General features: G+C 63.7%; 23 protein-coding genes. 10 read left to right on the top strand and 13 right to left on the bottom strand.

The genetic code is table 11. The features are described 5' to 3' along the window. Window positions 1-36: 36 nt before the first annotated feature. The 4 genes from ACO07C_RS12115 to ACO07C_RS12100 form a co-directional block, all read right to left on the bottom strand. Complete coding sequence (locus ACO07C_RS12115; RefSeq protein ID WP_421914399.1) at window positions 37-573, bottom strand: GNAT family N-acetyltransferase; 537 nt, start codon at window positions 571-573, stop codon at window positions 37-39. 126 nt (window positions 574-699) lie between these two features. After that, window positions 700-1,035, bottom strand: coding sequence for a phosphoribosyltransferase family protein (locus ACO07C_RS12110; protein WP_421914398.1), 336 nt, complete (start codon window positions 1,033-1,035; stop codon window positions 700-702). Next, on the bottom strand, window positions 972-1,328 hold the full coding sequence (locus tag ACO07C_RS12105; protein ID WP_421917623.1) for a hypothetical protein: 357 nt from the start codon (window positions 1,326-1,328) through the stop codon (window positions 972-974). Before ACO07C_RS12105 ends, ACO07C_RS12110 begins: the two co-directional genes overlap by 64 nt. A 47-nt stretch (window positions 1,329-1,375) precedes the next feature. Then, window positions 1,376-2,086 (bottom strand): CBS domain-containing protein, encoded by a 711-nt coding sequence (locus ACO07C_RS12100; protein ID WP_421914397.1) that lies wholly within the window; start codon window positions 2,084-2,086, stop codon window positions 1,376-1,378. Window positions 2,087-2,337: 251 nt separating this feature from the next. On the opposite strand from ACO07C_RS12100, the gene ACO07C_RS12095 reads away from it, so the two are divergent. Beyond that, the gene (locus ACO07C_RS12095) at window positions 2,338-2,688 is read left to right on the top strand and encodes a c-type cytochrome (RefSeq protein ID WP_421914396.1); all 351 of its coding nucleotides are present in this window, start codon (window positions 2,338-2,340) and stop codon (window positions 2,686-2,688) included. Between the two features lie 107 nt (window positions 2,689-2,795). Beyond that, complete coding sequence (locus tag ACO07C_RS12090; protein ID WP_421914395.1) at window positions 2,796-3,608, top strand: universal stress protein; 813 nt, start codon at window positions 2,796-2,798, stop codon at window positions 3,606-3,608. A gap of 96 nt (window positions 3,609-3,704) precedes the next feature. On the opposite strand, the gene ACO07C_RS12085 is transcribed toward ACO07C_RS12090, so the two are convergent. The 3 genes from ACO07C_RS12085 to ACO07C_RS12075 all read right to left on the bottom strand — a co-directional run bounded on the left by ACO07C_RS12085 (window position 3,705) and on the right by ACO07C_RS12075 (window position 7,283). Further along, on the bottom strand, window positions 3,705-3,965 hold the full coding sequence (locus ACO07C_RS12085; RefSeq protein WP_421914394.1) for a hypothetical protein: 261 nt from the start codon (window positions 3,963-3,965) through the stop codon (window positions 3,705-3,707). Between the two features lie 202 nt (window positions 3,966-4,167). Beyond that, window positions 4,168-5,805, bottom strand: a complete 1,638-nt coding sequence (locus ACO07C_RS12080; protein ID WP_421914393.1) for an ATP-binding cassette domain-containing protein — start codon at window positions 5,803-5,805, stop codon at window positions 4,168-4,170. Then, window positions 5,802-7,283, bottom strand: coding sequence for an ATP-binding cassette domain-containing protein (locus ACO07C_RS12075; RefSeq protein ID WP_421914392.1), 1,482 nt, complete (start codon window positions 7,281-7,283; stop codon window positions 5,802-5,804). Before ACO07C_RS12075 ends, ACO07C_RS12080 begins: the two co-directional genes overlap by 4 nt. Before the next feature lie 284 nt (window positions 7,284-7,567). Between ACO07C_RS12075 and ACO07C_RS12070 the strand changes: the two genes are divergently transcribed. Genes ACO07C_RS12070 through cydX form a run of 3 tightly spaced genes read left to right on the top strand, consistent with a single transcriptional unit; the run spans window position 7,568 to window position 10,467 of the window. Further along, entirely contained in the window at window positions 7,568-9,130 is a 1,563-nt protein-coding gene (locus ACO07C_RS12070) for a cytochrome ubiquinol oxidase subunit I (protein WP_421917509.1), read from the top strand. A 27-nt stretch (window positions 9,131-9,157) separates the two neighbouring features. Continuing rightward, the gene (gene cydB / locus ACO07C_RS12065) at window positions 9,158-10,312 is read left to right on the top strand and encodes a cytochrome d ubiquinol oxidase subunit II (RefSeq protein WP_421914391.1); all 1,155 of its coding nucleotides are present in this window, start codon (window positions 9,158-9,160) and stop codon (window positions 10,310-10,312) included. Window positions 10,313-10,335: 23 nt separating this feature from the next. Further along, a complete protein-coding gene (gene cydX, locus ACO07C_RS12060; RefSeq protein ID WP_421914390.1) occupies window positions 10,336-10,467 on the top strand; it encodes a cytochrome bd-I oxidase subunit CydX in 132 nt (43 codons plus the stop codon). 26 nt (window positions 10,468-10,493) lie between these two features. On the opposite strand, the gene ACO07C_RS12055 is transcribed toward cydX, so the two are convergent. Beyond that, complete coding sequence (locus tag ACO07C_RS12055) at window positions 10,494-10,985, bottom strand: NUDIX domain-containing protein (RefSeq protein WP_421914389.1); 492 nt, start codon at window positions 10,983-10,985, stop codon at window positions 10,494-10,496. Between the two features lie 295 nt (window positions 10,986-11,280). Here ACO07C_RS12055 and ACO07C_RS12050 point away from each other — a divergent pair, with 295 nt between their 5' ends. The 4 genes from ACO07C_RS12050 to ACO07C_RS12035 all read left to right on the top strand — a co-directional run bounded on the left by ACO07C_RS12050 (window position 11,281) and on the right by ACO07C_RS12035 (window position 14,465). Then, a complete protein-coding gene (locus ACO07C_RS12050) occupies window positions 11,281-11,748 on the top strand; it encodes a pyridoxamine 5'-phosphate oxidase family protein (RefSeq protein WP_421914388.1) in 468 nt (155 codons plus the stop codon). A 129-nt stretch (window positions 11,749-11,877) separates the two neighbouring features. Then, window positions 11,878-13,386, top strand: coding sequence for a PAS domain S-box protein (locus ACO07C_RS12045; RefSeq protein ID WP_421914387.1), 1,509 nt, complete (start codon window positions 11,878-11,880; stop codon window positions 13,384-13,386). Further along, entirely contained in the window at window positions 13,379-13,990 is a 612-nt protein-coding gene (gene fixJ, locus ACO07C_RS12040) for a response regulator FixJ (RefSeq protein ID WP_421917508.1), read from the top strand. The genes ACO07C_RS12045 and fixJ overlap by 8 nt, the downstream gene beginning before the upstream one ends. 157 nt (window positions 13,991-14,147) lie before the next feature. After that, window positions 14,148-14,465, top strand: a complete 318-nt coding sequence (locus ACO07C_RS12035) for a hypothetical protein (protein ID WP_421914386.1) — start codon at window positions 14,148-14,150, stop codon at window positions 14,463-14,465. 216 nt (window positions 14,466-14,681) lie between these two features. Here ACO07C_RS12035 and ACO07C_RS12030 read toward each other — a convergent pair whose 3' ends face one another. From ACO07C_RS12030 to bcsN, 5 genes are all read right to left on the bottom strand, one after another. Next, entirely contained in the window at window positions 14,682-16,835 is a 2,154-nt protein-coding gene (locus ACO07C_RS12030) for a tetratricopeptide repeat protein (RefSeq protein WP_421914385.1), read from the bottom strand. After that, entirely contained in the window at window positions 16,832-17,893 is a 1,062-nt protein-coding gene (locus ACO07C_RS12025) for a glycosyl hydrolase family 8 (RefSeq protein ID WP_421914384.1), read from the bottom strand. Before ACO07C_RS12025 ends, ACO07C_RS12030 begins: the two co-directional genes overlap by 4 nt. After that, window positions 17,890-20,232 carry a cellulose biosynthesis cyclic di-GMP-binding regulatory protein BcsB gene (locus ACO07C_RS12020; protein ID WP_421914383.1) on the bottom strand — a complete coding sequence of 781 codons (2,343 nt, stop codon included), beginning with the start codon at window positions 20,230-20,232 and terminating at the stop codon, window positions 17,890-17,892. The genes ACO07C_RS12025 and ACO07C_RS12020 overlap by 4 nt, the downstream gene beginning before the upstream one ends. Beyond that, window positions 20,229-22,424, bottom strand: coding sequence for a UDP-forming cellulose synthase catalytic subunit (bcsA, locus tag ACO07C_RS12015; RefSeq protein WP_421914382.1), 2,196 nt, complete (start codon window positions 22,422-22,424; stop codon window positions 20,229-20,231). The genes ACO07C_RS12020 and bcsA overlap by 4 nt, the downstream gene beginning before the upstream one ends. A gap of 197 nt (window positions 22,425-22,621) precedes the next feature. Further along, complete coding sequence (gene bcsN / locus ACO07C_RS12010) at window positions 22,622-23,593, bottom strand: cellulose biosynthesis protein BcsN (RefSeq protein WP_421914381.1); 972 nt, start codon at window positions 23,591-23,593, stop codon at window positions 22,622-22,624. 466 nt (window positions 23,594-24,059) lie between these two features. Here bcsN and ACO07C_RS12005 point away from each other — a divergent pair, with 466 nt between their 5' ends. Further along, a complete protein-coding gene (locus ACO07C_RS12005; RefSeq protein ID WP_421917507.1) occupies window positions 24,060-25,274 on the top strand; it encodes an NRAMP family divalent metal transporter in 1,215 nt (404 codons plus the stop codon). Window positions 25,275-25,461: the final 187 nt, after the last annotated feature.

The following is a 25,461-nucleotide window of genomic DNA, read 5'->3' as shown; positions in this document are numbered from 1 at the left end:
CGACAGATCAAGCGCGCCGACGTCGCTCGAATTCATTTAAGGCCGAAGGTCTGGTGCTTTGCTTCCCAGCCGCCGCTTGACCAGGACGAGCGTCGGATCGTCGGGGTAGCTCGTGACGGTGAAGCCCATGTCGCGCTCGAGATCGATCGCAGCATGGTTTTCTCGCGTCTCGATGGACTCGATCGCATCGAAGCCGATGGCTTGAGCATACTTCGCTATGTAGTCCAGAAACTCCCAGCTGACGCCCAGATGCTTGCGGTCATCGCGGATGCAGATTGCGACTTCGCCGTCGCGGCCAGCAGTGTCGCTTGCCAGTGTTGCCGTGGCGATCAGAACCCCCTCCATGGAGAAGGCGAGGAAGTTGTGAATCCGGCTATCATCCGAGCGCGTCATTGCAACAAGGCGCTCGTGCGAAACCGCCTTCATTCCGCCAAGGAAGCGAAACCGCAGATCCTGCGGCGTCACATGGGTGAAGAATTCCGCGAGCGTTGGTTCATCCTCGATGCGCGCACGGCGCACTTCAAAACGATATCCTGTGCGTGTCGTAAGAATGGTGTTGCTGTCCTTGGGCACGGTAACCTCCGTCAGTGATGCCGTGATCAGAACTTGCGCTCCTGCTTCCACGGATTGATTGGCCGAAGCCTAGTGAGTGATCGCCGAGGCACGTTGATCAGGATCAATTGTCGTGCGGCGATGGTTTTAAGCCAGCGGCAAACTCAGACCGCGCGGGGCCTCCGCATGCGGCTTCGAAATGCCTCTCGGTCCGCGCTGCATCTGGATGCTGCGTCCTCCAGAGTGTTGGTCACTTGCCCGTCGGTCAGCTGGGGAAAATCTCGGCAGCGGTAGCTGAGGGAGCCGAAACGGGCCGGTTGGCTGAGGCAAATGATCCAGTCGGCTTCCTGGGCGACATCGGCCGAACCGCCACGACGATCTCCGGGGTGAGCGTTGCCTGAGCGCGCGGATCATTACCTTCATCGTGGTCCCGGTCGCGATCCCGTCATCGATAATGATTGCGGTCTTTCCAGCAATCGACAACGGCGGACGCTTGCCACGATAGGCAAGCCGGCGCCGTTCCAGTTCTTGGCGCTCAGGCTTCGGAGCGCGGCATCGTCGAGCGCGTAGGCTTCGACGATCTCACGGTTCAGCACGACATCCGGAGGCTCGTCATCGACGATTGAGGCGACGGCCGGATTGCCAGGTGCGCCAACGCTGCGCATAACGATCAGATCCAGTGGAGCCTTGAGGGCCTTGGCCACCTCCGTCGCAACGGCGACGCCGCCGCGAGGCGGAGCCAGGACAACGGGCCCATGCAGGTCGAGCTTTCCCAACTCGACGCCAAGCCTCTGCCCAGTCTCCTATCGGTCGCGGAACATCGTCAGGGCGCCGGCGGATTCAGCATCGTGCCGGATAGGGGCTCGACCCAGAACATGCGATCGGTCACGGCCTTTACGCCCGCCACGTTTTCCGCGGCGACGATAGCGGCCTGGCGCTCGCGTTCATCCAGGATAGCGCCCTCCAGTTCGGCGATCCCTTCGTTCACGCTGACCCTGAGCATGCCAGCGCCTGCCCACGGTTGGCTCGCGAGTTCGGCAACGATGTTCTGGCGGATCTGTTCGTCGCCCACGGCCACCAGGCCCGGCGTCGGGAGGGCGCGGAGCAGGGCGCGTAGAATGTCGGATCGGGTGACGATGCCGACGACTTTGGCGCCGTCGACCACCGGGATGCGTTTGACATGGTGGCGGGTCATCAGTTCGACGACATCCTCCAGCGACGCATCGCGGGACGTCGTGATGACATTCTCCGACATCACCTCCGCGACACGCCTGCCATTGGCGTGGACGTACTCATCGGCAGCCTTGCCAGGGCTTACGAGAAACTCCAGCCATCGCGAGCGCTTGCGCTTCGTGCCCAGTTCTCCCCTGCGCAGGAAATCACCCTCGCTGACAATACCCAACAGCGTGCCTTCGGCGCCAATGACAGGAAGGCCGCTGATCTTGCGCGAGAGCATCAATCCCGCGGCCTGGGAAATCGGCGCGGAAGGTTCGATGCTGGCAACGGGAGAGGTCATTACCGTTTCGACTTGCATGGTCATCTCCTTCGAATGCTCTGTTTTTCACCTGCAATCCTAGTCCTGTCGCCGCCGGACGCCTTGACCGACGTCAAGAAAAAGTCCCGACCAAATGGCGGCTTCCAAATTCAATCGCGCGGACTCACGACGTCTCGGATAGCGCCGTCGAGCTTGCCCGACGACGAGCGGGAACATGGCGGCCAGAACGTTCGCCCGACGGAATTGATCAACATCAAGGCTGTCGAAATCATATCGGATAGCTTGCGCCGATGGTCATGAAATACGTCAAAGAACGCTCGATACACGCCGCATGCACGGCGATTGCAATCGCTGCATCAGGGCTGTGCGCCGCGTCCGCTTGGGCGGATTCCGTGTCGCACGGAAAGGCGCTTGTCGAAACGAACTGCGCCCGGTGCCATGCTGTTGGCAAGACGGACAAGAGCACCCATCCCGACGCGCCGGCATTTCGCACGCTTTCCCAACGTTATCCGATAGCCGACCTCGAAGAGGCCCTCGCCGAAGGCATTTCAACAGGGCATCCGGATATGCCTGAATGGGTTGCGAGCCCCGAGCAGATCGACGCCATTCTCGCGTACATCCAAAGCCTGCAGAAACAATGATACGGCGCCGCTTAACAAAGCCGCGCTTTTGACCGGCATCAAGGCGGCAAGCGTTGGCGGATGCACTTTGTCATCCCATTCAATCCATCCAGTGGAAGGCGTTCGCGATGTCCTACAAGTCAATTGCCGTAAATCTGGCGGTCGACGCGGATCCATCACCGATGGTCAAGGCAGCGACCGAACTCGCGAAACACTTTGGAGCCCGCCTGATCGGCCTTGCGGCGGCGGATGTTCCACCGCTGGTGCCGACTGGCGACGGCATGGTGTTTGACGGCGAGATCATGCAGATTCAGCGTGAACAGATCGAAGAGCGGCTCCATGAGCTTCGCGCCGAATTCGAAAAACTGGTTCCATCCACGGTTGCCAGCGAATGGGGTCAGGCTGTCTGCAGCCCGACCCGCTTCCTGACCGTGTCCGCCAGGGCCGCCGACCTCATTGTCGTTGGCGGCGACAAGGCTGATAACGTCTATCGCGACGTGGATATCGGCAGTCTTGCGCTTGGCGCCGGTCGTCCGGTCCTTGTCGCTGCAACCAATGGCCAGCATGTACGGGGAGGAACCGTGCTGGTTGCCTGGAAGGACACCAGGGAGGCGCGGCGGGCGGTCGCCGACGCACTACCCTTCCTGGCCAGGGCCAACGAGGTCGTCGTCGCCACGATGGACACCGATCCCGACGGCAGTATTCACAACAGTCTTGCCGATGTCGCTGCCTTTCTGGAACTTCATGGCGTCAAGGCGCGTACCGAACTGCTGGTCGGGGAGGGGGACGGTGGCCGGCTGTTGGCTTTCGCACACTCGATCCATGCGGATCTGATCGTCTCGGGTGCATATGGGCATAGCCGCTTGCGGGAATGGGCTTTCGGCGGCTTGACGCGCAGGTTGCTCGAAGAGAGCGGCATCAATCGCATCATGTCCTATTGAAGGTCCGCGCGTCGCTTGGCGGGATCATCGAGACCTGGAGAAAGTGCCGGCGAGAACTCGCGCATGTAGCAGGTGGCGAAAATACCTTGGCGTGTTTCAGAAGCCAAAGAATTCCTTGCGCAACAGGTCTTCGTACTTTTTCTTCGCGTCCAGAACCTGATTGCGCAGCTCATCCTCCTTGAAGTGAGCTGCTTCCCATTTGTCGACCTCCGCGACGGAATGATTGACGGACGCCAATGCCTCTTCCTGTTTGATCGCCGCTATCCATTCCTCCACCGCTGCCTTGTAGGCGCTCTGGAGTTGGTCGAGTTCAGACGTATCGACTTGCATGGCACAGCCCGCCGTTGATCCCGTCACCTTAGATCACCCCCATGAACGAACGACGACAGCACTATGGCGCGCGGTACCGGAGGTTCCGATACGGATCAGTTTTCTGTCCTCGAGCTGTTTGGCGGTTTCTCGGAGAGCGCCGCCGTCGGATAGCTCGTGTCCCCCTGCACCGCATTGCCAGCCGTTCGAAGAGCGCGCAATTCATCGTCGGGCTTTTCCGAAGGCGGCGTCACCGCAGGCGCAATGTTGCCGTTCCCCTGGGCGTCAGCTCGTCATGGCTGGACAGGATGACGATCCGTTGCCGTAGCCGGTAAAGCAGCGCGTCGAGAATCCGTTTGCCCTGTTCGTCATCGAGGTGTTCGATCGGCTCATCCAGGAGAACCACTGGCCGATCGCAAAGCCATGCGCGGGCTAGATTCAACCTTTGCGCCTCGCCAAGCGACAGTACATCCTGCGTGATCCAGCTATCGATGCCTCCCGCCGCCCTGATCCGCTCCTGAAGCTCGACGGCGCTCAAGGCTGCCCACACTTCATCATCGCTCGCCTGTGGCGCGAACAGGTTCTCGCGCACCGTGTCGGCGAGGACGGCCGCGTCATGCGGGAAGAAGCAACTCATGGCGCGGCGGGCATCCATATCGAGCCCGACGCCGTCGCCGAGGACGCGTCCGTCACCGGCCTCGAGCCAGCCGGCAATCTGCTTCAGCAGGGAGGTCTTGCCGCGGCCGCTGGCGCCATGCAGGACTGTCGGCCGGCCCGCCCTGAACATGGCGCTAAGCGGCCCGCCGATGGACCGGCCATCCGGGGCGCGGCGCGGCAACGCTTCAAGCGTCAACGACGAGATCTGCTTGCTTGGATGCTCATGGGACGATCCGCCCGCGTCGGTCGGCCATTTCGACAGGGCGGCGCGGGCAGCCTTCTCGCGTGCCGAAGCGATGACGATCCTGGATGCCCCGAGCACGGATTCGCCGATCGCCAGCCAGGCGAAGCCCAGCAGTGCGGCTGGCAGCAGTGCCTCGCCGCGCAGGCCCGACAGCCATGCGGAAACAAGAACGCTGAGCATGGCACATGGAGCCAGGCAGTCTGCCAGCATGTCGAACACGGCCTGGCTTTGGCGAAGCATCCGCGTTCGCGCCTGGGCCGTGGCGTAATCGTCAAACGGCCCGTCGAGCACGGAATTCCAGCGGCGCTCGCCCTGCAACGGCACCACGGACTGTACCGCGTCGCCAAGCAGGCGTGAGCCCTGCTGCCTGGCTTCGCGCATGGCGGCCAGCTCAGCTTCAGCCCGCCTCGCCAGAAAATGAGTGCCGGCCATGTTTGCGGCAACGAGCAGCAGGATCGGCGCCATGGCCCACGGAGCGATCCACAACGTCGCGGCGGCGAGCAGGACAATTGCCACACCAAGTGTTGCCGACGGCAACCCTACACGAAGGCGTGCGTAGTCCACGTCCTCGACATCGTCGAGATAGTCGGCCAGCCGGTCCTGGTTGCCGAGTTGCCAGCCGGTCTTGCGCACGGAGGGAGCGACGGCCATCGCGGCGAACAGCGTCGAGCGACGCCGCACCTGGTCAGCAAGCGCTGCCTGGTGGCCAATGACGCGCTCGCCATATTTCGCCGCCGTCCGTGTCAGCGCGAACAGGCGGATGAAGGCGGCAGGGACATGGAAGTTGAACGTCAGGGCGGCCGGCGTCAGCCCCGCCAGTGCCACCGCGCCGAGGAACCAGGCGGAAATGCCGGTCAGCAGGACCGAGCCCGTGAGGGCGGCAAACGCCAGGACAAGGGCAAGCCGCCATGGTGCCTTGTTTCGGGCGAGATATTCCGGCGGCCTGATCCGTGTCTCGCCAGCGGTGGAATGGACCGTGCTGTTCATGCGACTTTCTCCCGTCCACGATCCGCGCCGAGGTCTATCGTCGTGCCCAGCATGGCCAGGCTCCTGTCGTGCGTGGCCACCAGCACGAGCCGGCGGCGTGCCGCCTCAGCAAGCGCGCGGCGCACCATCGCGGCGTTGGCGGGATCAAGCTTGGCGGTTGGCTCGTCGGCAAAGATGGCGCGGCCCGAGATCAGCGCGCGTGCAAGGCCGATGCGTACGCGTTGCCCGCCGGAAAGGTTCTCGCCGCCGTCCCTGACCAGCGCGTCCAGCCCACCCGGCAGCAGCACGTCGTCGAGAAGACCGACACTGCCCGCCGCAAGCAGCAGCCGCGTGGGGCAGCAAGGGCCGTTGCCCCAGGCGATGGCGGCGCCAAGCGTTCCCCGCGGCACATGGATATCCGTGGAGCACCAGGCGATGGCCGGGCGGATGTCGGAGCAGAATCGACCCCCCGACGCGGGTTCGATCCCGGCCAGCTGTCTCAGTAAGGTCGACTTGCCCGACCCGCTCGGGCCGGTGATGGCCACCAGCCCGGCACGGGGCAGGCGCAACGACGCGGTGCCGCCAAGATGATGCGTCCCCAGGGCCGCGTCGAAAGCGGCCGGCACGGCCAGGACCAGCGTGTCCAGCGCGCTGGCGGCGGCAAGCCCTTCGGCCTTGGCGTGATACTGCTCGGCATAACGGCGGAACGGAGCAAAATACTCCGGAGCGATCATCAGGATGAACAGGCTCTGCCAAAGCTGGAGATTGGCAAAGCCGGGGATGCTTATGAGCTTGAGATGGCCAAGGCCTAGAAACACGGCAAGGATCGCGATCGACAGCGACGAGAAGAAGTCGATGATGCCCGCGTTGAGGAAGGCGATCCTCAGCACGCTCATCGTGCCTGACGCATAGGTGTCGAGCCGCGCCGCCAGTTTGCGCCGCTCGCCAGCCAGCGCGTGGTTGCCCAGGATCGTCGGCAAGGTGCGTATACGATCGGCGAACTGGGCGGCGAGACGGCCGAAGGCCTTCTCCTGCGCTTCGGCGCCACTGCGGATCGCGCCGCCGACAAGGATGAAGAAGACGATCATCACCGGCGTCAATACGATGAGCGCCAGCGCTGCCTCCCAGGAGACGGCGACAATCGCGATCGCGGCCAGCATCGGCCCCAGCCCCAACATGATCGACGCGAGGCGATGCCCGACCGCCAGGCCGGCCACCGCCGCAGGATAGCGTTGCAACCCCGCGATCAATGTTCCCAGCGGCATCGCCTGGATGTCGCGGGGCAGGGTCGTGGCAAGGGCGCGGCGCACCTCCTCGAGCACGCCGTTGGCAACTGCCATCTCCGCATTGGCGACAGCGCGGTCGGCCATCAGACCGATGGCGCTGCAAAGCACCAGGCTGGCCAGGGCCGCGCCGAGCAGCGGCCAACTGGCCTGGCCGGAGATCATTCGACCCACGAACATGGCCACCAACCCCGTGAAGGCCAGACGCGAAAGCATGCGCGCCGTTTGCAACGTCAAGGCGGAACGCAAGCCAGGGGCGGCAAGGCCGCGCGCGAGACCGAGAGTCGTGCCGGGGACGGGCGCTTCAACATTCGGAGCCTTGGGCTCCGCGGGCTTCGCAGCCGTGAGGCGTTTGTCGTGGCGGTTCGTGGCGGTTTCGAGCATGGCCGTTCAATCTCACGCCATGGCTGTTCGTGTTTTGACGCACATCAAAAGCAATGGGTGCGCAACACGCTAGGGAGAGGCAACTTTTTCAACGGAGCCTTTCCATGACCAGTCCAATGCTAGTGGAATTGTCGCGTCTGCAATTCGCGCTGACGGCCATGTACCACTTTCTGTTTGTTCCGCTGACGCTGGGCCTCTCCATCATGCTTGCCATGATGGAGACGGTTTATGTCATGACGGGTCGCGCGATCTGGCGCGACATGGTCAAATTCTGGGGCGTGCTGTTCGGCATCAATTTCGCGCTTGGCGTCGCCACCGGCATCACCATGGAATTCCAGTTCGGCATGAACTGGGCCTATTACTCGCACTATGTCGGCGACGTGTTCGGCGCACCGCTGGCGATCGAAGGCCTGATGGCGTTCTTCCTGGAAGCGACCTTTGTCGGCCTGTTCTTCTTCGGTTGGGAAAAGCTCTCGGCGCGCGCGCATCTCGCCGTCACCTGGCTGGTGGCGCTCGGCACCAATTTCTCGGCGCTGTGGATCCTGATCGCCAATGGCTGGATGCAGAACCCGGTCGGCTCGGCATTCAACCCGGACACGATGCGCATGGAAGTGACGGATTTCATGGCCGTTCTCTTCAACCCGGTGGCGCAGGCAAAGTTCGTCCACACCGTTTCGGCCGGCTATGTCTGCGGCGCCGTCTTCGTGCTTGGCGTCTCGGCCTTCTACATGCTGCGCGGGCGGCACGTCGATCTCGCCAAACGCTCCTTCGTGATCGCCTCGGCCTTCGGCATCGCCTCCTCGCTGTCGGTCATCGTGCTCGGCGACGAGAGCGGATATGCCATCACCGATAACCAGAAGATGAAGCTCGCCGCCATGGAGGCGATGTGGGAGACCGAACCGGCTCCCGCTTCCTTCACCGCCTTCGGCATTCCCTCGATGAGCGATCGTACGACCCATTTCGCCATCCATATCCCGTGGGTCATGGGCATTATCGGCACACGCTCGATCGACAAGGAGATTCCCGGCATCTTCGAACTCGTGGAAAAGGCCGAGGGGCGGATCCGCAACGGCCTGACCGCCTACGACGCGCTGGAAAAGCTCAAAGTCAACCATGGCGACGCGACGGCGCGCGCCTCCTTCGACGCGACCAGCAAGGACCTTGGCTATGCGCTGCTGCTCAAGCGCTATGTCGAGGACCCGCGCCAGGCCAGCGAAGACCAGATCAAGCAGGCTGCCTGGTCGACCGTGCCGGAAGTGCCGGCGATCTTCTTCACCTTCCGCCTGATGGTGCTCTGCGCCTTCCTGCTGCTCGCCGTCTTCGCCATATCGCTCTGGCATACGATGCGGGAGACACCGGCACCACGCTGGCTTTTCCGCATGGCGCTGCTGGCGATGCCGTTGCCGTGGATCGCGGCGGAAGTCGGCTGGTTCGTCGCCGAATTCGGCCGGCAACCATGGATCATCGAGGGCACGCTGCCGACTTTCCTTGCGACCTCCGAGCTCGGCATCCCTGACCTCCTGATTACCATCCTGGGCTTCACCGTCGTCTACGGCGTCCTGGCCGTGATCGAGGTGCGACTGATGCTGCAGGCGATAGCGAAGGGGCCGGTGCTCAGCGCGGATGTCGCGCCGCCCGTCGGCGAAGGCACACGAGCCCATCTGGCGGCCGCCCAATAAACCCGGGATCTGCAAGGAACAACGACGATGATCGATTTTCTCTTCAACTACGAAACGCTGCGGATCACGTGGTGGGTGCTGCTTGGCGTCCTTCTCATCGGCTTCGCGGTCACGGATGGCTTCGACATGGGCGTGGGGGCACTGCTGCCCTTCGTCGCCAAGACCGACATCGAACGGCGTGTTGCCATCAACACCATCGGACCGGTCTGGGAAGGCAACCAGGTCTGGTTCATCCTGGGCGGCGGCGCGATCTTCGCCGCCTGGCCAGCGCTCTACGCATTGAGCTTTTCGGGCTTCTACCTCGCCATGTTCCTGGTCCTGTTCGCGCTGATTCTACGGCCGGTCGCCTTCAAGTATCGCTCGAAGCGGGAAGACCCTCGCTGGCGCTCGAACTGGGACTGGGCGCTGTTCATCGGCGGCGCGGTGCCCGCGCTGATCTTCGGCGTGGCGGTGGGAAATGCGCTGAGGGGCGTGCCGTTCCACTTCTCCACGGACCTGCGGCCGTTCTACGAGGGCACCCTGTTTGGCCTTCTCAATCCGGTGGCGCTGTATTGCGGCCTGGTTTCGCTCTCGATGCTTGTCATGCATGGCGCGGCTTGGCTGGCGTTCAAGGCGGAAGGACCGGTGGCCGAGCGCGCCAGGACCATCGGCGGCAAGGCCGCAATGGCCGCCGCCATCCTGTTCGCCGGTGGCGGCGTGCTTGTCTGGCTCGGCCTGCTCGGCGGCTATGAGGTGACGAGCGCGATCGTCTGGGATGGCCCATCCAACCCGCTGGGCAAGACCGTGATCGCGAATGCGAGCGGTTGGCTGCGCAACTTCCACGCCACGCCGGCCCTGTGCCTGGTGCCCGCGCTGGGCATCGTGGCGCCGCTCATCGCCGCCGCCGGCTTCCGCTCGCGCCGCGAAGGCCTGACCTTCATCGCGTCGAAGCTTGGCGTGCTCTGCATCATCGCGACCGTGGGCCTGGCGATGTTCCCGATCATCCTGCCGTCAAGCACCAATCCGGGTCATTCGCTGGCCGTGTTCGACGCATCCTCAAGCCGCGCTACCCTGCGCAACATGCTCATCGCCACGGTCATCTTCCTGCCTCTCATCCTGGCCTACACGGCCTGGGTCTACAGCGTGCTTTGGGGCAAGGTCACCGAAGCCTCCGTACGCGAGGCCGGGCCATCGGCTTACTGAAACAGACATCGGAGATTGCATCAATGTGGTATTTCGCCTGGATTCTCGGCCTTGGACTGGCCACCACCGTCGGCATCCTGAACGCCCTCTGGTACGAGTTGCGCGCGGTGCGCGCGCAGCCCTCGCAAAAGGCCGAACATCTCGACACGCCCTGACATCCGGTTGGGCTCCGGCGCGTTATTCAGGGGTGGGCCGGCATCCCTTGCGCGGTGACATGGCCGAGCCCGGCCGCCAGCCGATCGAGAAACGCGCCCTGGCCCGGGACGATCCTGGCGCATGCATCGGTCAGATTGAACCATTGCGCGCGATCGATCTCGGGAAAGCGTTGCAGGGTCCCCCCATGCGGCGGCCATTCCATTTCGAAAGTATTGCTAACCAACGTCGCGACATCGAAATCGGCGCGTGCGGCGTAGGCGGTGACGATCTTGCCGCTGCGCTGCCTGACTTCGCCAAGCGGCTCGAGCGCCACGTCGAGACTCCAGCCGGTCTCCTCGGTGAATTCCCGCAAGGCCGCGGCTTCGGGACTCTCGTCGGGGTCATATTCGCCCTTGAGAATGGACCAGGCCCCAAGGTCGCGCGATCGCCAGAATGGCCCGCCAGGATGGCCAAGCAGCACCTCCAGCGCGCCTCCCTTTTGGCGGTACGGGACAATTCCCGCGCTGCGTCGAGGCATCATCTGTCTCCGGTTCGAGCAAGCGGCTCCAGCCATTGCGTTGCGCATGACCGTTCACTCCATGAGAAATGTGGTCCGCAATCTTCTGTAGACAAGTTTGGCAGGCATCCTTCCCGACCGTTCATTGACCCTGATCAAGGCTGTGGGGATCGTGAAGACGATCACGCGCTGGCAAGCCAACGTCCTTGACTCACGTCAAGGCCGGCTTCGCCCCTTGCCGCAGTATCACTTACGACCGCAAAGGGCCGTGCCAGGCGGCAGACAGAACAGAGCCCACCTCAGAGGGATACGATCCATGCTGATCAGGACAATGACCACCTTCGAATGCGTCAAGCTTCTCGATGTCCATCGCCTTTGCCGGCTTGCCTGCGTCAGCGACGGCCAGCCTTATGTCGTGCCGATCTATTTCGCCCACGCAGCCAACTATCTCTATGCATTTTCGATGCCGGGCAAGAAAATCGACCTGATGCGCACCAATCCGAAAGTCGCGGTGGTCGTCGAGGATCATGAGCAGGGCAGGCAGTGGAAGAGCGTTGTCGTCGATGGCCTCTACCAGGAATTGCCCGACCGCATCGGCTCCAAGCTGGAGCGCGAGCACGCCTGGTCGCTGCTGAGCAAACACACCGACTGGTGGGAGCCGGGCGCCCTCAAACCCCAGGCGCAGCCGCTGTCGGACCATTCCCCGCATGTGTTCTTCCGCATCTCGATTGAACATGTATCCGGCCGCGAGGCCAGGGAAGAGGGGCAGCCAGGGGTAGAATGAACTCCTGTTTGGCTGAGATAGCGCGACGGGACATTCGTGTTCGCGCATCGGGCGGCCTGTTGCGGAAAGATGCCGGCTGATAGGGTGAAAGGGCAAACGTCCACAACGCAAGTGTCCTGAATGACTTCAATGACCGACGGTTTCTTTGGAAGCCTGTCCAAAGCCGCATCGTCCAGTCGCCATGAAGGGAAGGCTGGATATGGGCTGGCTTGCCTTGCCGTCGCCGCGGCCTGCGTCCTGACGGTGCTGTTCCACGCGGTGTCTGGCGATGGAGCGACCGTTCCTCTGTTCGTCCTGGCGGTCCTGGTCAGTGCGTTCGCGGGCGGGCTTGGGCCCGGAGTTGCGTCGCTGGTACTGGCCATCGCGGCGATCTGGTATTTTCGAGCGCCGCGGGCGGGAGGCGTCTCGGATATCCTTGACCTGCTCTTCTTCGCGCTGGCCGCGCTCGGAACTATCGCTTTGGGTGAAGCGCTGCATCGTTCGTGGCGCGCAAATGCCAGGACGACACGCCTGCTCGATGAGCGGGAAGCGCATCTGCGCTCGATCCTCGATACGGTGCTCGACGCGACCGTCGTCATCGAAAAGGACGGAACGATCGTATCGTTCAATTCCGCGGCGGTGCGCCAGTTCGGCTATCAGGAGAAGGAGGTCATCGGCCAGAATGTCCGCATACTGATGCCGGAACCCTACAGGGCCGGCCATGACGGCTATATGCACCGCTATCTTGAAACCGGAGAGAAACGCATCATCGGCGTCGACCGCGTGGTCGTCGGCAGGAGGAAGGACGGCTCGACCTTTCCAATGAAACTTGCGGTCGGCGAGATGAAGTCAGGCGACAGGACATATTTCACCGGCTTCATCCGGGACCTGACCGAGCGCGAGGAGTCCGCGGCACGGCTCGAGGAAATCCAGACCGAGCTGGCGCGCCTAGCCAGACTTAACGAGCTCGGCGAAATGGCCTCGACGCTGGCGCATGAGCTGAACCAGCCGCTGGCCGCGATCGCGAATTACGCGCAGGGCTGCACGCGGCTTCTGCGCGACCTTCCCGACACGGCATCGCAAAGAGTTCGGGAGGCGCTGGAGGAGATTTCACGGCAATCGCTGCGCGCCGGACAGATCATCAGACACCTGCGTGAGTTCGTGACGCGCGGTGAAACGGAGAAGGGTCCGGAAGACATTCGCAAGCTGGTGGAGGAAGCAGGCGCGCTGGCTCTGGTCGGCTCCCGGGAGCGCGGCGTCCGCTCGGTCTTCGATTTCGCTCCAGGTGCCGAACTTGTCATGGCCGACGGCGTGCAGATCCAGCAGGTGCTGATCAATCTCATGCGAAACGCGATGGAAGCGATGCGCGACAGCGAAACGCGTCTTCTCACCGTTCGCACCGCCCCCGCCGCCAAGGACCAGGTTTCGGTCGAGGTCTCCGACACGGGGCCTGGAATATCTGAAGAGATCGCGCCCCAGCTGTTCAAGCCTTTCGTGACGACAAAGGCCGGCGGTATGGGCATCGGCCTTTCGATTTCGAAGCGTATCGTCGAGTCGCACGGGGGCATGATAGAGGTGCGCAAAAATGCGCGGGGCGGAACCACATTCAGGTTCACCGTGCCGGCTTACGGGGATGACGGATCTGATGGAGATCGGTGACTATACAGTTCATATCGTCGATGACGAGGAGCCGGTCAGGAAATCGCTGGCGTTCTTGCTGACGGTGTCCGGCTTCACCGTTCGCCTGCATGAATCCGCCACCGCTTTTCTTGCGACCGCGCCAGCCATTCGAAACGGCTGCCTCATCACTGATCTCCGGATGCCGGACATGAGCGGCGTCGAGCTGCTGCTGAAGCTTCGTCATCTTCCGACGCGCATTCCCGCTATCGTCATAACGGGCCATGGTGACGTGCCCATGGCCGTCGAGGCGATGAAGGCCGGCGCGCTCGACTTCATCGAGAAGCCCTTCGAGGACGAAACGCTGATACAGGCGATCAAGCGCGCCGCCGAGGAGATAGCCAAGACCGCGCCGGGCGACGACATCGCCTCCATCAACACCCGGTTTGCCTCGCTCACCGAGCGGGAGAGGGAGGTGCTGTCGGGCGTGGTCGCGGGTCTTGCGAACAAGACGATCGCCTTCGAGCTGGACATCAGTCCGCGCACGGTCGAGGTGCATCGCGCCAACGTGATGGCCAAGATGGAAGCGCGCAGCCTGCCAGAACTCGTCCGAATGGCGATGGCAGCGGGATTTGGCCCGAAGTAGCGATCCGTTTTTGACTTGCCTCAAGGCGCCATGCCCGGCGGCCATGTTTGATGACGGACGTGATAACCGGATTTGTCGGCTATCCGTTCGGAGACGGCAAGTGAGGCCCTGTACGGTTCTGATCGTGGTTCCAGAGGAAGATTTGCGGCGGTCGATCGTGTTTGCCCTCGAAGCCGAGGGTCTCGACGTGGTGACATGCGCCCTGCTGGAGGATCTGTTGTTGCTGCCCAGGCTTGCGTGCACCGACTGCATGATCGTTGATCATAAGGCATTTCGCAGCTCCAACGGATATGGTGGTCTGGCGCTTCCTGCCAGGCCGGTGATCCTCCTTGCCGACACTGTTCCCGATGCTTGCCCGGCGTGGGCCGATGCGGTGCTGATGAAGCCGCTGCTTGGGCGCAGCCTCGTCGATGCCGTCCTTATGCAACTGGCACGGCGCCACACGGCCCAGCCTGACATGGGTATCTGCGTTTAAGCAATGCGGTCATAACCGGGCGTACCCCGCTGATCATTCCTTCCCCGATGCAATCGGTCCGGGGCTTGCGCCCCGTGATGCACGTGCATGGGGTGGATATGTCGCCCCGACTGCTGCCGTTCGCCTTGCCTGCGCGGCATCGAGATCCGCAAGTGCCAGGCATTTCTGGGCATGATGGAGTGACGGGCGCAACGGCGGTCGCATTCCCGAACCGGATTACTGGGCGTTTGTCTGGCGGGCCAACTTGACGTCGTTGAGCCCCTTCAGGGCGTCGTGGTTTCCGGTACCGGCGGCGGCACGGAAGATCTGCTCGGCGTCTGCAAACCGGCGCAGCTTCAGGTACGCGTAGCCGCGCAGCACCATCAGGCCCGTGCGCTCGGGCGCGATGCGCGACAGTTCGTCCAGCACCATGATCGTCTCGACATAGCGGCCCTGGTCGAAGGCGCTGCTGGCCTGGCTTTCCAAAAGCGCGGTTCTCAATTGCACGCCCCGGTCGGCGTCCAATGGCGCCTTTGCCGCCGCCACAGCCGCCATGTCCGACAGCCCGGCGCGCAGATAAGCCAGGCTCTGCCCGTAGGCAGCGTCGGCACGGGTCTTGCCGGTGCCGTGCAGCGCCACCTCAAAGGCGGCGACCGCCTCCAATGGCCGGTTCGCGCCCATCAGGCACCAGCCGCGCGTCAGCGCCTGGGCCGGCGCCAGCCCGGTTGGGTCAAGAGTGCTGGAGCAGCCGCGCGCCTGCTGTTTCGTCCTGCTGGCCGCCGGCGCATTGTCCTGGCCCGTGCCTGCCTGCTCCGTGGCCTGCTCTTGCAAGGCGCGCGGACGCCGCGCGCCGTTTCCCTTGCCCACTGCCGCTGTCTCGATGCTGCGCTCGCCAACCGACGGGATGCGCTCGGAGCGTCCGGCCCAAGCAGCCTGTATGGCCCGCGCGCCAGCCTTGTCGCCGGTCTTCCAGAGCGTCAGCGCCAGCCCATAAGCGGAGGGCTCGTCGTCGGGTTTCCAGTCCAGCGCCAGCTTGAACCATTGCGCCGCCGTCTGCGACTGGTTGAGCCCATCGGCGTACCAGCCAAGCTGTTGCGCGGCGGCGGCGTCCTTTGCCGCGTAGATGGCGTGCACCATGCGCTGCAGCACGTCCGGGCCTAGTGGCGCCTGCGGCGTCACGGCCAGCAGGTTCGCCACCGCGGCCAGATAGACATGCCGCGTATCGTCGTTGGTGTCGCGCCATGGATAGAGGATGTCCTCGGCGTCGGCCGGCCGGTCCTGTTGGATCAACGCCAGCGCAAGGCCCTGCGAGGCGGCCGCGTTGTTTTCCTTGTCATGCGCCTTGCGAAACCAGTTTTCCGCCTCCTTCGGATTCTCGCGGCGCACATAGTACCAGCCCAGCAAGAGGTCGTCGGAGGCCAGGCCGCCCTGGTCGGCCAATGCCTGAACCGTGGCAATGTCGGCCGGCGCGACCACGAGCTTCGGGTCGGCATCGCCATTGGCGAGGCTCTGCCGCGCGATGTCGTTGCGCACGACGGCGAACTCGCCCTTGCCGTCGGGCGTTTTCTGCTCGGTGGCCAGAAGCTGGTCGAGATCCGCCCGGGACAGCAGTGGCAGCGCTTTCTGGACGGTGGCGACGCGTTCCTCGGGTTTCTTGCAATTGTTCAGCACATAAAGATAGGCGTCGCGCGCACGGTCCTTGCGGTCAGTCCGCGCGAAGGCTTCGGCGACTCGCCACAGCACATCGACGTCGCCACAGGTGAGCAGGCTGGAATTGGCCGAGCCGATGCGGATAACGGCATCATACTGCTTGAGGTCGGATGCGTTGACCAGTTGCTCCCTTGCCTCGGCGACCGCCAACCGGGCAAGCAGGTCCGGTGGGGCCTGCCAGCCCGGCTGCACGGCCTGCCTGTCGGAGATGGCCTTGCGCACGTCGGAGAGCTTGCCTTCGGAATAGAGTTTCCAGATCTGGTCGAGTTGCGGGTCGCCCGCCTGGCTGGACGCCAGCGGGTTCTCCGGCGGTGTCCATTGCGGATAAAGGGCCTTCAGCCTGGCGATCTCCGCCTCGAGCCGTTTTGTGTCGCCCTTCGAGGCGAAATAGCGCAGCGCCGTCTCGTCGACCTCTGGCGCTGGCGCGGCGGCGGGATTTGCCGGAGCATTCGTTGCCGGACGGCCGGTCGTCGGGGTTCTGGCCGCCGGGGCATTCGTTGCCGTGCCCGGCTCCGCCTGGGCTACCGTTGGCGGCTGCGAGTAGCCTGCTTGCGATTGACCGCCGCCAGTGGCGGTGGGAGCGTCGCCCGGGATCGGTGGAACTGTATCGAAGTAGCCGCTGTGAAGCGCAACCGCTCCGAGCAGCCCAATACCGGCGGCCGTGAGCATGAACAACTTCATAGGCACTCCGGATCGTGACGCCGTGCATAGGAGAGCGCGAGCAAATGCAAGGTCGAGGGATAGTAATCGGTCGGGGCAAATGACTGCAGCCTGTCGGGCAGCTTCTTGCCGTCGAGTACACAGGCGACCAGCGCCGGGATGATGCGGTAGCCGGCATCGTCGAGCAGTTGCCGGGTCTGCCCTGTCGCGATGTCGACGATGCGCAGCCGGCCGTCCGCCTCGACCATATGCGCCGCGAAGGGCTCCAGCATGGCGCGGTCGCGTATCCCCGCGCGGACGAGATAAAGCGGGATGCGAATCGCATTGTAGCCGAAATCCTGCGGGAACCCGTCGGCCGCGCGCGGCACGGTCTTCAGCGACACCCAGTCCGGCGGCAGGCCGGATTGTCCAATCTTCATGGATGCTGCCAGCAAGGCGCGGCCATTGTCGGCCAGCTCGCGCCACGGACCGTCCGGCACCAGCTCGGCCATTACGGGCAGCGCCTCGAACACCCAGTAGGACGGGTTGACCACGGGGCCGTCCTGGCGGTCGGCGGCGCCGAAACCGGCATTGCCGGGCTTCAGCAGAACAGCATCCCCCACTTTCTCCAGGCCACCGGCGGCGAGCGCGGTCGCGATCCCCGCCGCGGCGGCGGTGAAGTCGGGCCGATGCCAGGCGGATCCGGCGAGCGCCAACCCGTAGGCGATCAGCAGATCGCCATCGGTGGCATTGTTGGTGTCGGTCACATGTGGCGTTGCGACCGGGTCCCATTTCCACGCCGCCAACCCGTCATTCCGCACCAGCATCTCTGTGCGGGTAAACGCCCAGATGCGATCGAAATCACCCCGGTTGTCGGCGAGATATGACAAGAGCAGTCCGTACCCCTGACCTTCGCTGTGACTGATATCGGCATTGGCATTGTCGACGATTCTGCCGGCCGGGTCGAGGAACTTGTCCCGGTAAAGCGTCCATTCCGCCGTGGTGATGGCTCCGCCTGCCACCGCCGGCGGGGACTGTGCGGCAAGGATGGAGACCATTGCGGCGAGCATCATCAGCAGTCTCAGCCCCGGCGTCGTCATCGTCTCCTGCCCAGCGAACCGAGCAGAACGGACGTTGCGAAGCCAAGCAGAATCGACAGCACAATCAGCACCACGGCGTAGGACAGCGCATTGGCCGACAGCCAGTTGGCGACGATCAAGCGATAGTTCGACAGGGAAAACGGCTGCGTCTCGACGAAATCGAAACGAGTGGCCGGTATGGAGGCTACCTTGTCGCCGCCGACATCGACCGACGTGATGTGGCCCGCCATCTTGCGCCACGACCCCTGCCCACTCAGCGACCGCACGCCGTCCTGCAGCGCATTGACGGAAGGCGCCGTGACCAGCGTCCAGGTGCCGTCACCTGTCGGGCTCGATTGTTGCGCCACGATGATCCCGGCACTTCCCTGCGGCGTGTACGCTGCCTCTGGCCCGGGCAATATGCGGAACGAGTTCATGGAGATGTTGAAGGTCCGGTTCATCCAGTCTTCGAATGAACTGACCTGCCCGCGCCAGCCGCTGCCGCGCAGCTTTTCGCGCCACTGGTCGAATGTCGCTTCGGTGTTGGGACGGATTGAGCTCACACTTTCGCCCCATGTCGAGGCGGCGCCGGTCACGCCGACCTGTGCGAGGACGGCCGCCGGCACTTGCGAAATGGCGCTGATGAAAAGCGCATTCCTGTCGTTGACGGCGGTGGCCGCGCTCAGCGCGTCGACCGGGATCAGGCGGCCCGCCGCGACCGACAGGCGCGCCAGCAGCGTCACTCCGGCGGATACCGTTTCGGGTTGCGTGCGATCCATGATCAGGGGGGTCGCGTATTCTGCGGTGCTGTAGGGATAGCCGGTTCCGCTTGTCCCCGCGAGATTGGGGGTTCTGGCCACCCGCGCGAAGGCGGGCATCACGAATTCGGAACTGTCGAAAACGGCGAAGCGCTGGGCACCCTGCGCCGTGGCGCCCGGCGCGCAGATCGCATCGGCCTTGGTCATCAGCACCGCCTCGATGGCGATGGTGTTGTCGCCCGGCCTGAAGTGCCGCATCGTCACCTTGATCGGCAGGTGGCGCAGGATCTCGCCGCCCGAGGTGGTGATCGGCATGGTCGCGGCGATGCTGTCGTTCACATAGATGTCGATATGACTTCCCGGCAGCACCTCCTGCGAATAGGCGGCATCGAGCAGGATCGTCGCCTGACCGTAGGCCTCGGCGTAGAAGTCCGAGGGTACGCCCACCGCGAAATCTGTGCGCACCCTGCGCCCGGCGAATTCCAGCGTGGCGATGCCCAGCTCGGAAAATGTCATCCGGCTCGCACCGAGCAGCATGGGCACGTCGGGCGTGCGCCATGTGCGGGTCGCAAGGCTGGTCCGCAGGCTGCCGACAGGTCGGTCGACTTGTTTGGCAATGTCGTCGATAGCCTGGTCGACCGCCTGCCAGCTCGGGCCGCTGACCACCAGGGTCGAAGGGCCGAGCGTGGGATCGTCAACCAGCGTCGCGCTTGGCCCGGCCTCCGCGCTGGCGGGTATGGTCGCCAGCACCTTGGACAGTTCCACGGCCGGCCCCAGGACGATGTTCGCCACGCCTGGCTTGGCTGCGGCGGGGGCGGCCTCGCTGACGGTGAAGGCCTGGTTGGGCATGTTGGCCATCAGCGCCATGGCTTCGCCCAGGCGCACTGACGGCGCGGTCGAAACGGTCTGGCTCATCGATGGCACGATCAGGTTGAAGGTCGTGGCGCCGGCCTCATCCACGCCGATCGCGCGCAGGTCTTCAACACGTTTCCAGCGCCCGGCCTCCGGATCATCGAAGGAAATGAAGGTCTTGGCCGTGTCGATCTGCGTCCACAACTCATAAGTCGATTCGATGGTGCAATCGGTACGGTGCCGCTGCACCGCGAACATGGTGATGTCGTTGAGGCCTGCATGAAGCAGTTTCGCCGGAATGGCGACGGACATGTCGGAAGGATTGTCCGAGGAGGCGATCGGCGCGTCGACCAGATCGCTGCCATTGATCGATACTTTCAGGCGCGACGCCTCCGGGGCCACGACGACGGCGTTTTGATAGCCGAGGTGGAAATCCGCCTTCGAGGCGGCCTGTTCCGGCGTCAGGAAGATCGACCAGGAGCGCCGGGAATATTCGCCGGAAAACACAAGTTCCGCGAACGGCACTATATACCGTCGCGCTTTGAGAACTGCCGGTTGCGGTACCGTGGCCGCCGCCGGCGCGGTGCTGCTCGGCGCCGGTGCGGCGGCCGAAGGAACGGGCACCGCGGGTTGTGGCGCGGGCGTCACGACAGCCGGCTTCTCTTTCGACATGTCGAACGGACTGGTCTGGGCCATGGCCGGCGACGCGGCAATCACCAGCAGCGCGATCGACGCCAGGCGGGCTCTCATTGACGCTTCTCGGCAAGGGTGGCGACGGGCTCACCGCCGGTGCGGCCGCGCAGGTCGCGCCAGAAGTACACCAGGCCACGATAGGTCTGGAAGATCGCCATCCGCAGGAACCAGGCGGTTCCGCGCAGCAGGCCGGGATTGCCACGGCGCGAGAGCTGGAACTGCTCCCACTGCTTGGAGTTGGCGAAGATCAGGTCGGCGACAAGCCGGTGATGGACCGCTTCCGTCGGCCGGTAGAGGCAGCCGACCGCGATGCCGTCGACCGTGCGTTCGAAGTTACGGATCACAACCGGCAACACGGCTTCGGTGCCGTCAGCGAAAAGCTTGAAGCGAATGCCGGCCGTGGCATCCTTGGCCAGTTCTTCCAAGTCCGCGCCCAGCACCAACACACGGGCACCGTTGGCCGACACGTTCTCGATCGTGCCTTGCAGCCATTTGCCGCCGACTTCGAAATCGCAGCGACGGCTGACCTTGACGCGCCTTGTCGCGGCGCGCTCTCCCCGCTCGGAGACGACGCCCAGCGCGCAACCGGCCATGATCAGATTGATCAGGTTCCAGCCACCCACCACAAGCGTGACGTCGGCCTTGAACGGTTCGGCGTAAACCTTCCAGACAGTGACGCCGACGCCGATGAGCAGGATGCCGAAGATGACGAAAAACGGCTTGCCGATCTCGGAAAGCCGGCTTTTCGCGATCGATTCATCCTTGGCGGTGACCTTGAAGGTCGGCTTTCGCGGATTGAGGATCACCGAGATCACGGCGGGCAAAAGATGCACCGTTTGCACATACTCGTAGAGCTCGGAGACCCAGGGCCATCGGAAGGCACCGTAGAGGTAATTCTGCATCATCAGGTTCACGACCATGTAGGTGAGCGTGTAGGCCATGAACTCGCCGCCCGACGCGGTGAAGATCTGCAGGTCGAAGAACAGATAAAAGAGCGGCGCGACGAGGAAGATCGTGCGCGGGAACGGGAACAGCCAGAACAGCGTCGACGACATGTAGCACAGGCGCTGCGGTATCGAGAGGCCGCGCTTGAAAGGCGGGAACCGGAAACGCAGGATCTGCATCATCCCTTGCGCCCAACGGCTGCGCTGGCCGATGAAACTGGCGAATGTAGCCGGCTGCAGACCCGCGATCAGCGGCTTGTCCACATAAACGCTGTGCCATCCGCGCGAATGCAGCTCGATGGCCGTTTCGCAATCCTCGGTGATGCTGACGCCGCTGAAGCCGTTCGTTTCCGCAAGCGCGGCGCGGCGCAGCACCGCGGCCGAGCCGCAGAAGAACGATGCGTTCCATTTGTCCAGGCCGCGCTGGATGATGCCGTAGAACATCTCGTTCTCCGACGGCATCGTCTCGAAGGTGCGCAGGTTCCGCTCGACCGGGTCGGGGTTGAGGAAGAAGTGCGGCGTCTGCACCAGGAACAGGCGGGGGTCCTCGTCGAAGTAACCGACGGTCTCCTTGAGAAAATCACGCGCTGGCGCGTGATCGGCATCGAACACGGCGATGAGCTCGCCTGTCGAATGGGCAAGGCCGTTGTTCAGATTGCCAGCCTTGGCATGCTCGTTGCGGTCGCGCGTCAGATAGGTGACGCCGAGCTCCGCGCTCAGCTTCTGCAATTGGACGTATCGCCGCTCGGCGTTGTTGGCATCGCCAATCTTGTCGGAGTTGCGCTTTTGCAGCGTCCCGCCATCGTCGAGGAGCCAGACCCGCACCTTGTCCGCGGGATAATCCATGCCCCTGGCGGCCGCCATCGTGTTGGCCAGCAGGTCTGGATCTTCGTTGTAGGTGGGGATGAACACATCGACCTGAGGCAAACGGTCGTTCATGTTCGCCCGCGAAGGGCGCGACGGCAGCGGAAGCGCCACGACGAACAGGCTGAGCGCCAGCATCATCACGCTGTACATTTCCGCGAGATAGAGCAGGAAGCCGGGAATGAAGTTCTCCAGCTGGTTGATCGGCGGCAGCGTGCTGGTGGTGCGCCAGTACACGTAGCGCATCACGATGGCCGTGCCGAAGGCAAGCGCGACCAGTCGCCAGATGCCATCGGGCCGGATGAGCTTGAGCACCATCATGGCGAACAGCACGCACATGCCGGTGACCAGCTGGGTTTCCAGGCTGATCGGCAGCGTCACCAAGGTGATGACGCACACCGATGCCAATGCCCATAGGGCTATGATCAGCAATTTCCGCATTCAATGCGTCCTTGCATTCGGACGCCTGCCGATCGTCGGTCGATGGCATCCCGGGAACCGGCTGCGAACCGGGCTGATGCCGCATCTCGGGGGCATCACCACCCATGGCCGGTGTTTGATGGAAACACGCAATGGTTGATATGGATTTCCTGTCCAACAGCGAGTTGCGCCGATGGTTAACGAACCGTATGCGGCGCCTAGTTGCATGTCCTCGACCCGTCGGTCGCCGCGCAAGGCGGTGGCGGAACAATCGGCACCGTTCCCGTTCCGGCGGCTTTCGAGGATTCCGTGATCGGAGCCACTGCCGGCTGCCCGGACGCGCGAGCGATGGGCGCGGTCCCAGGCGGCGGCGGAACGGTCGGGCCGACGGGAGCCGGCAGCGTAGGCTGCGGTTCGGCCAGAACCTGCCTTGGCGCGTGGGCGGTGCGGCGCGGCTGCTGTGTCGCGGCCGGCGGCGTCGTTACCGTCTCGAAGCGCGAAACCCCTACGGGATAGATCGGCTGCCCGGGCTTGCCAAGCGAGGCTTCCGGCGGCGGCGGCTCGCCATAAGGGTTCCAGTTGCCGGTCTTGAAGTAGGACGTGATCGTATACCCGTACATGACGTCGAGCAGCTTCTGCTCGGGCGCGTTCTGGTCGCAGATGCGCAGGCGCACCTGGATCGAGCCCTTGTTGCCGATCCAGGTCTGGGTAACACCCGTCGAGCTGATGCGCTGCCAACCGTAGAGACATGTATCGCCGGAGGCCGAGCGGCCCGCTGCATAGCCGAACGGGCCGTATTTGTTCTGCACGTAGTAGGGTGATGTCTGCATCCGGATACCCGGCAGCGCCTGCCGGATCTCGGAGCCGATATTGCTGAGTGGAAGATAGCCCTCGCGAAGCCGGCTCTCCCCCGCGGCGGCCGTATCGACCGGCCCGAAGATCTGCACCCGCAGCATGTTCTGTCCTGGCGTGTGCGCCGATGTCGAAAGCAGGATGTCTTGCTGGGTAGCGTTGGCAAACCGCCTCTCAAGCACCGCCGTGACGGCCGGACCGCCGGGCGCGGGAAGCGCGAACGCTGTCTCGGCGGCGACCAGGCTCGTTCCGGTGGAACGCATCAGGGGCGGTGGCTGCGCGCAGCCGCCGATTGCCAGCATCAGAGCCAGGCCAGCCCCGCTCGCAACGGATGCCAAGCCAACCGGCCTGGCGGCTCCCGTCGGGGAGGCGGGCTGTCGTGCAAGCGGGCAGATGTGGCGGGGCCCAGCGAAGTCCATGCAGGCGACGCTATGAGATTCGCGCCGGTCGACGAAGAGTTAATATGGAGAATACGGACTTGCCCCCAAGTAAAGCTGGAGCTGAGTCAAAATTGCCACTGTTCCCCGTGTTGCGCGGTGCAAATCATGCCTGGGAAGCGGTTGAAAAAATTTGACATTTCGCAGACGGCTGGTCGCCGCGCGTTGCGCAAGCCGCGCTGCCGAGATCGCGCCATCCAGCCTCGGCGACTTGATCCAGCGCAAGGCAGCCAAGGGTCGATCCTGTTACCCGATACTTAGGTAGAGGGAACTTATGCCGCGTGTGAATGATAGCCTTGCCGAACCGCCCAGCCCCGCCTTGGCCCGGCGCTTGTGGGATCGCCTGAAGGAACACCCCTTGGCCCGGGTGGGGCCGGGCCTGATCACCGGCGTTGCCGATGACGACCCAAGTGGTATCGCGACCTATTCTCAGGCGGGAGCCCAGTTCGGGCTCAACATGCTCTGGACGATGCCCTTGTGTTTCCCTCTCATGGGAGCGGTGCAGTCGATGTGCGGCCGTATCGGCAGGGTGACCGGCAAGGGGCTCGCGGCCAATATCAAGGCCACCTTTCCGCCGATCGTTCTCAAGGTCGTGGTGGCATTGCTGCTCGTTGCCAACACGCTCAACATCGCGGCCGACATCGCCGCTATGGGCGAGGTGGCTGAACTGGTCACCAGCATAAACAGGCACTTGGCGACCATCCTGTTTTCGCTGGCGACGCTGGCGCTCCAGGTGTTGGTTCCCTACCACCGCTATGTCACCTACCTGAAGTGGCTGACCCTTTCGCTGCTTGCCTACGCGGCGGTGCTCTTTGCCGTGCGCGTGCCGTGGGGGGAAGTCCTGTTGCGGACGGTCTGGCCCCAGGTCACGCTGAACCCGGACACCGCCACCGTGGTGGTCGGTGTGTTCGGTACCACAATCAGCCCCTATCTCTTCTTCTGGCAGGCCTCCGAAGAGGTCGAGGACATGAAAGGCGCGCCGCCACTCATCGAAGACGCCTCGGCATCGCGGAGCGAATTGCGTCGCCTTGGATGGGATACCTGGAGCGGCATGCTTTATTCGGACCTCACCGCCTATTTCATCATCCTGGCGACCGCCGTTACCCTGCACGTTTCGGGCGTGACGGACATCGAAACGGCGGCGCAGGCGGCGAGTGCCCTGCGGCCGCTGGCCGGTGACTTTGCCTACCTGTTGTTCGCTCTTGGTATCCTCGGTGTCGGACTGATCGGCGTTCCGGTCCTGGCCGGCTCGGCTGCCTATGCGCTGGCCGAAACGATGGGGTGGAAATCGGGGCTCGAGCGGAAAGCTAAGGATGCGCGGGGCTTCTATGGTGTCATCGGCGTCAGTGTGCTGGCAGCGCTGGTGATCCAATATCGGCCGATCAGCCCGATGAAGGCCCTGTTCTGGAGCGCGGTGATCAACGGCATCGTCGCCGTGCCGCTTCTGGTGGTGATCATACTTCTGGCGTCAAAGAAATCCGTGATGGGCTCCTTCACCTCGAGCCGGCCGATCCTTCTCCTCGGTTGGGTCACGACGGTGGTCATGGCAGCGGCGGCCGTGATGATCTTCATTCCGGGCTAGGAAGCCGCGGCCTTGGCTGCTCACCCAGGTGTCAGACAGCCGCCATGAATGTGTTTGTTGTGATGCCCATTCCGACACACGATCATCATCTCGTCCTTGGTCGCCATCCTGGGTGCCATGGCGAAGCGCTCCGCCAACGGCTGCGCCTACGCCATCAAGCGATCATGCCGCCCACCAGCTGATTGCA

Origin of the sequence: Mesorhizobium sp. (genome assembly GCF_965229135.1) — a bacterium.
In the GTDB taxonomy this organism is placed as follows: domain Bacteria; phylum Pseudomonadota; class Alphaproteobacteria; order Rhizobiales; family Rhizobiaceae; genus Mesorhizobium.
The sequence above is the reverse complement of the archived record's forward strand: the minus strand, read 5'-3'. Positions and strand labels throughout refer to the sequence as shown.

Coding starts and splice junctions, on each gene's coding strand:
- ACO07C_RS12100 (WP_421914397.1), bottom strand. CDS start 2,086: ATGCAAGTCGAAACGGTAATGACCTCTCCCGTTGCCAGCATCGAACCT.
- ACO07C_RS12095 (WP_421914396.1), top strand. CDS start 2,338: ATGGTCATGAAATACGTCAAAGAACGCTCGATACACGCCGCATGCACG.
- ACO07C_RS12090 (WP_421914395.1), top strand. CDS start 2,796: ATGTCCTACAAGTCAATTGCCGTAAATCTGGCGGTCGACGCGGATCCA.
- ACO07C_RS12080 (WP_421914393.1), bottom strand. CDS start 5,805: ATGAACAGCACGGTCCATTCCACCGCTGGCGAGACACGGATCAGGCCG.
- ACO07C_RS12075 (WP_421914392.1), bottom strand. CDS start 7,283: ATGCTTTCGCGTCTGGCCTTCACGGGGTTGGTGGCCATGTTCGTGGGT.
- ACO07C_RS12070 (WP_421917509.1), top strand. CDS start 7,568: ATGCTAGTGGAATTGTCGCGTCTGCAATTCGCGCTGACGGCCATGTAC.
- cydB (WP_421914391.1), top strand. CDS start 9,158: ATGATCGATTTTCTCTTCAACTACGAAACGCTGCGGATCACGTGGTGG.
- cydX (WP_421914390.1), top strand. CDS start 10,336: ATGTGGTATTTCGCCTGGATTCTCGGCCTTGGACTGGCCACCACCGTC.
- ACO07C_RS12055 (WP_421914389.1), bottom strand. CDS start 10,985: ATGCCTCGACGCAGCGCGGGAATTGTCCCGTACCGCCAAAAGGGAGGC.
- ACO07C_RS12050 (WP_421914388.1), top strand. CDS start 11,281: ATGCTGATCAGGACAATGACCACCTTCGAATGCGTCAAGCTTCTCGAT.
- ACO07C_RS12045 (WP_421914387.1), top strand. CDS start 11,878: ATGACCGACGGTTTCTTTGGAAGCCTGTCCAAAGCCGCATCGTCCAGT.
- ACO07C_RS12030 (WP_421914385.1), bottom strand. CDS start 16,835: ATGAAGTTGTTCATGCTCACGGCCGCCGGTATTGGGCTGCTCGGAGCG.
- ACO07C_RS12025 (WP_421914384.1), bottom strand. CDS start 17,893: ATGACGACGCCGGGGCTGAGACTGCTGATGATGCTCGCCGCAATGGTC.
- ACO07C_RS12020 (WP_421914383.1), bottom strand. CDS start 20,232: ATGAGAGCCCGCCTGGCGTCGATCGCGCTGCTGGTGATTGCCGCGTCG.
- bcsA (WP_421914382.1), bottom strand. CDS start 22,424: ATGCGGAAATTGCTGATCATAGCCCTATGGGCATTGGCATCGGTGTGC.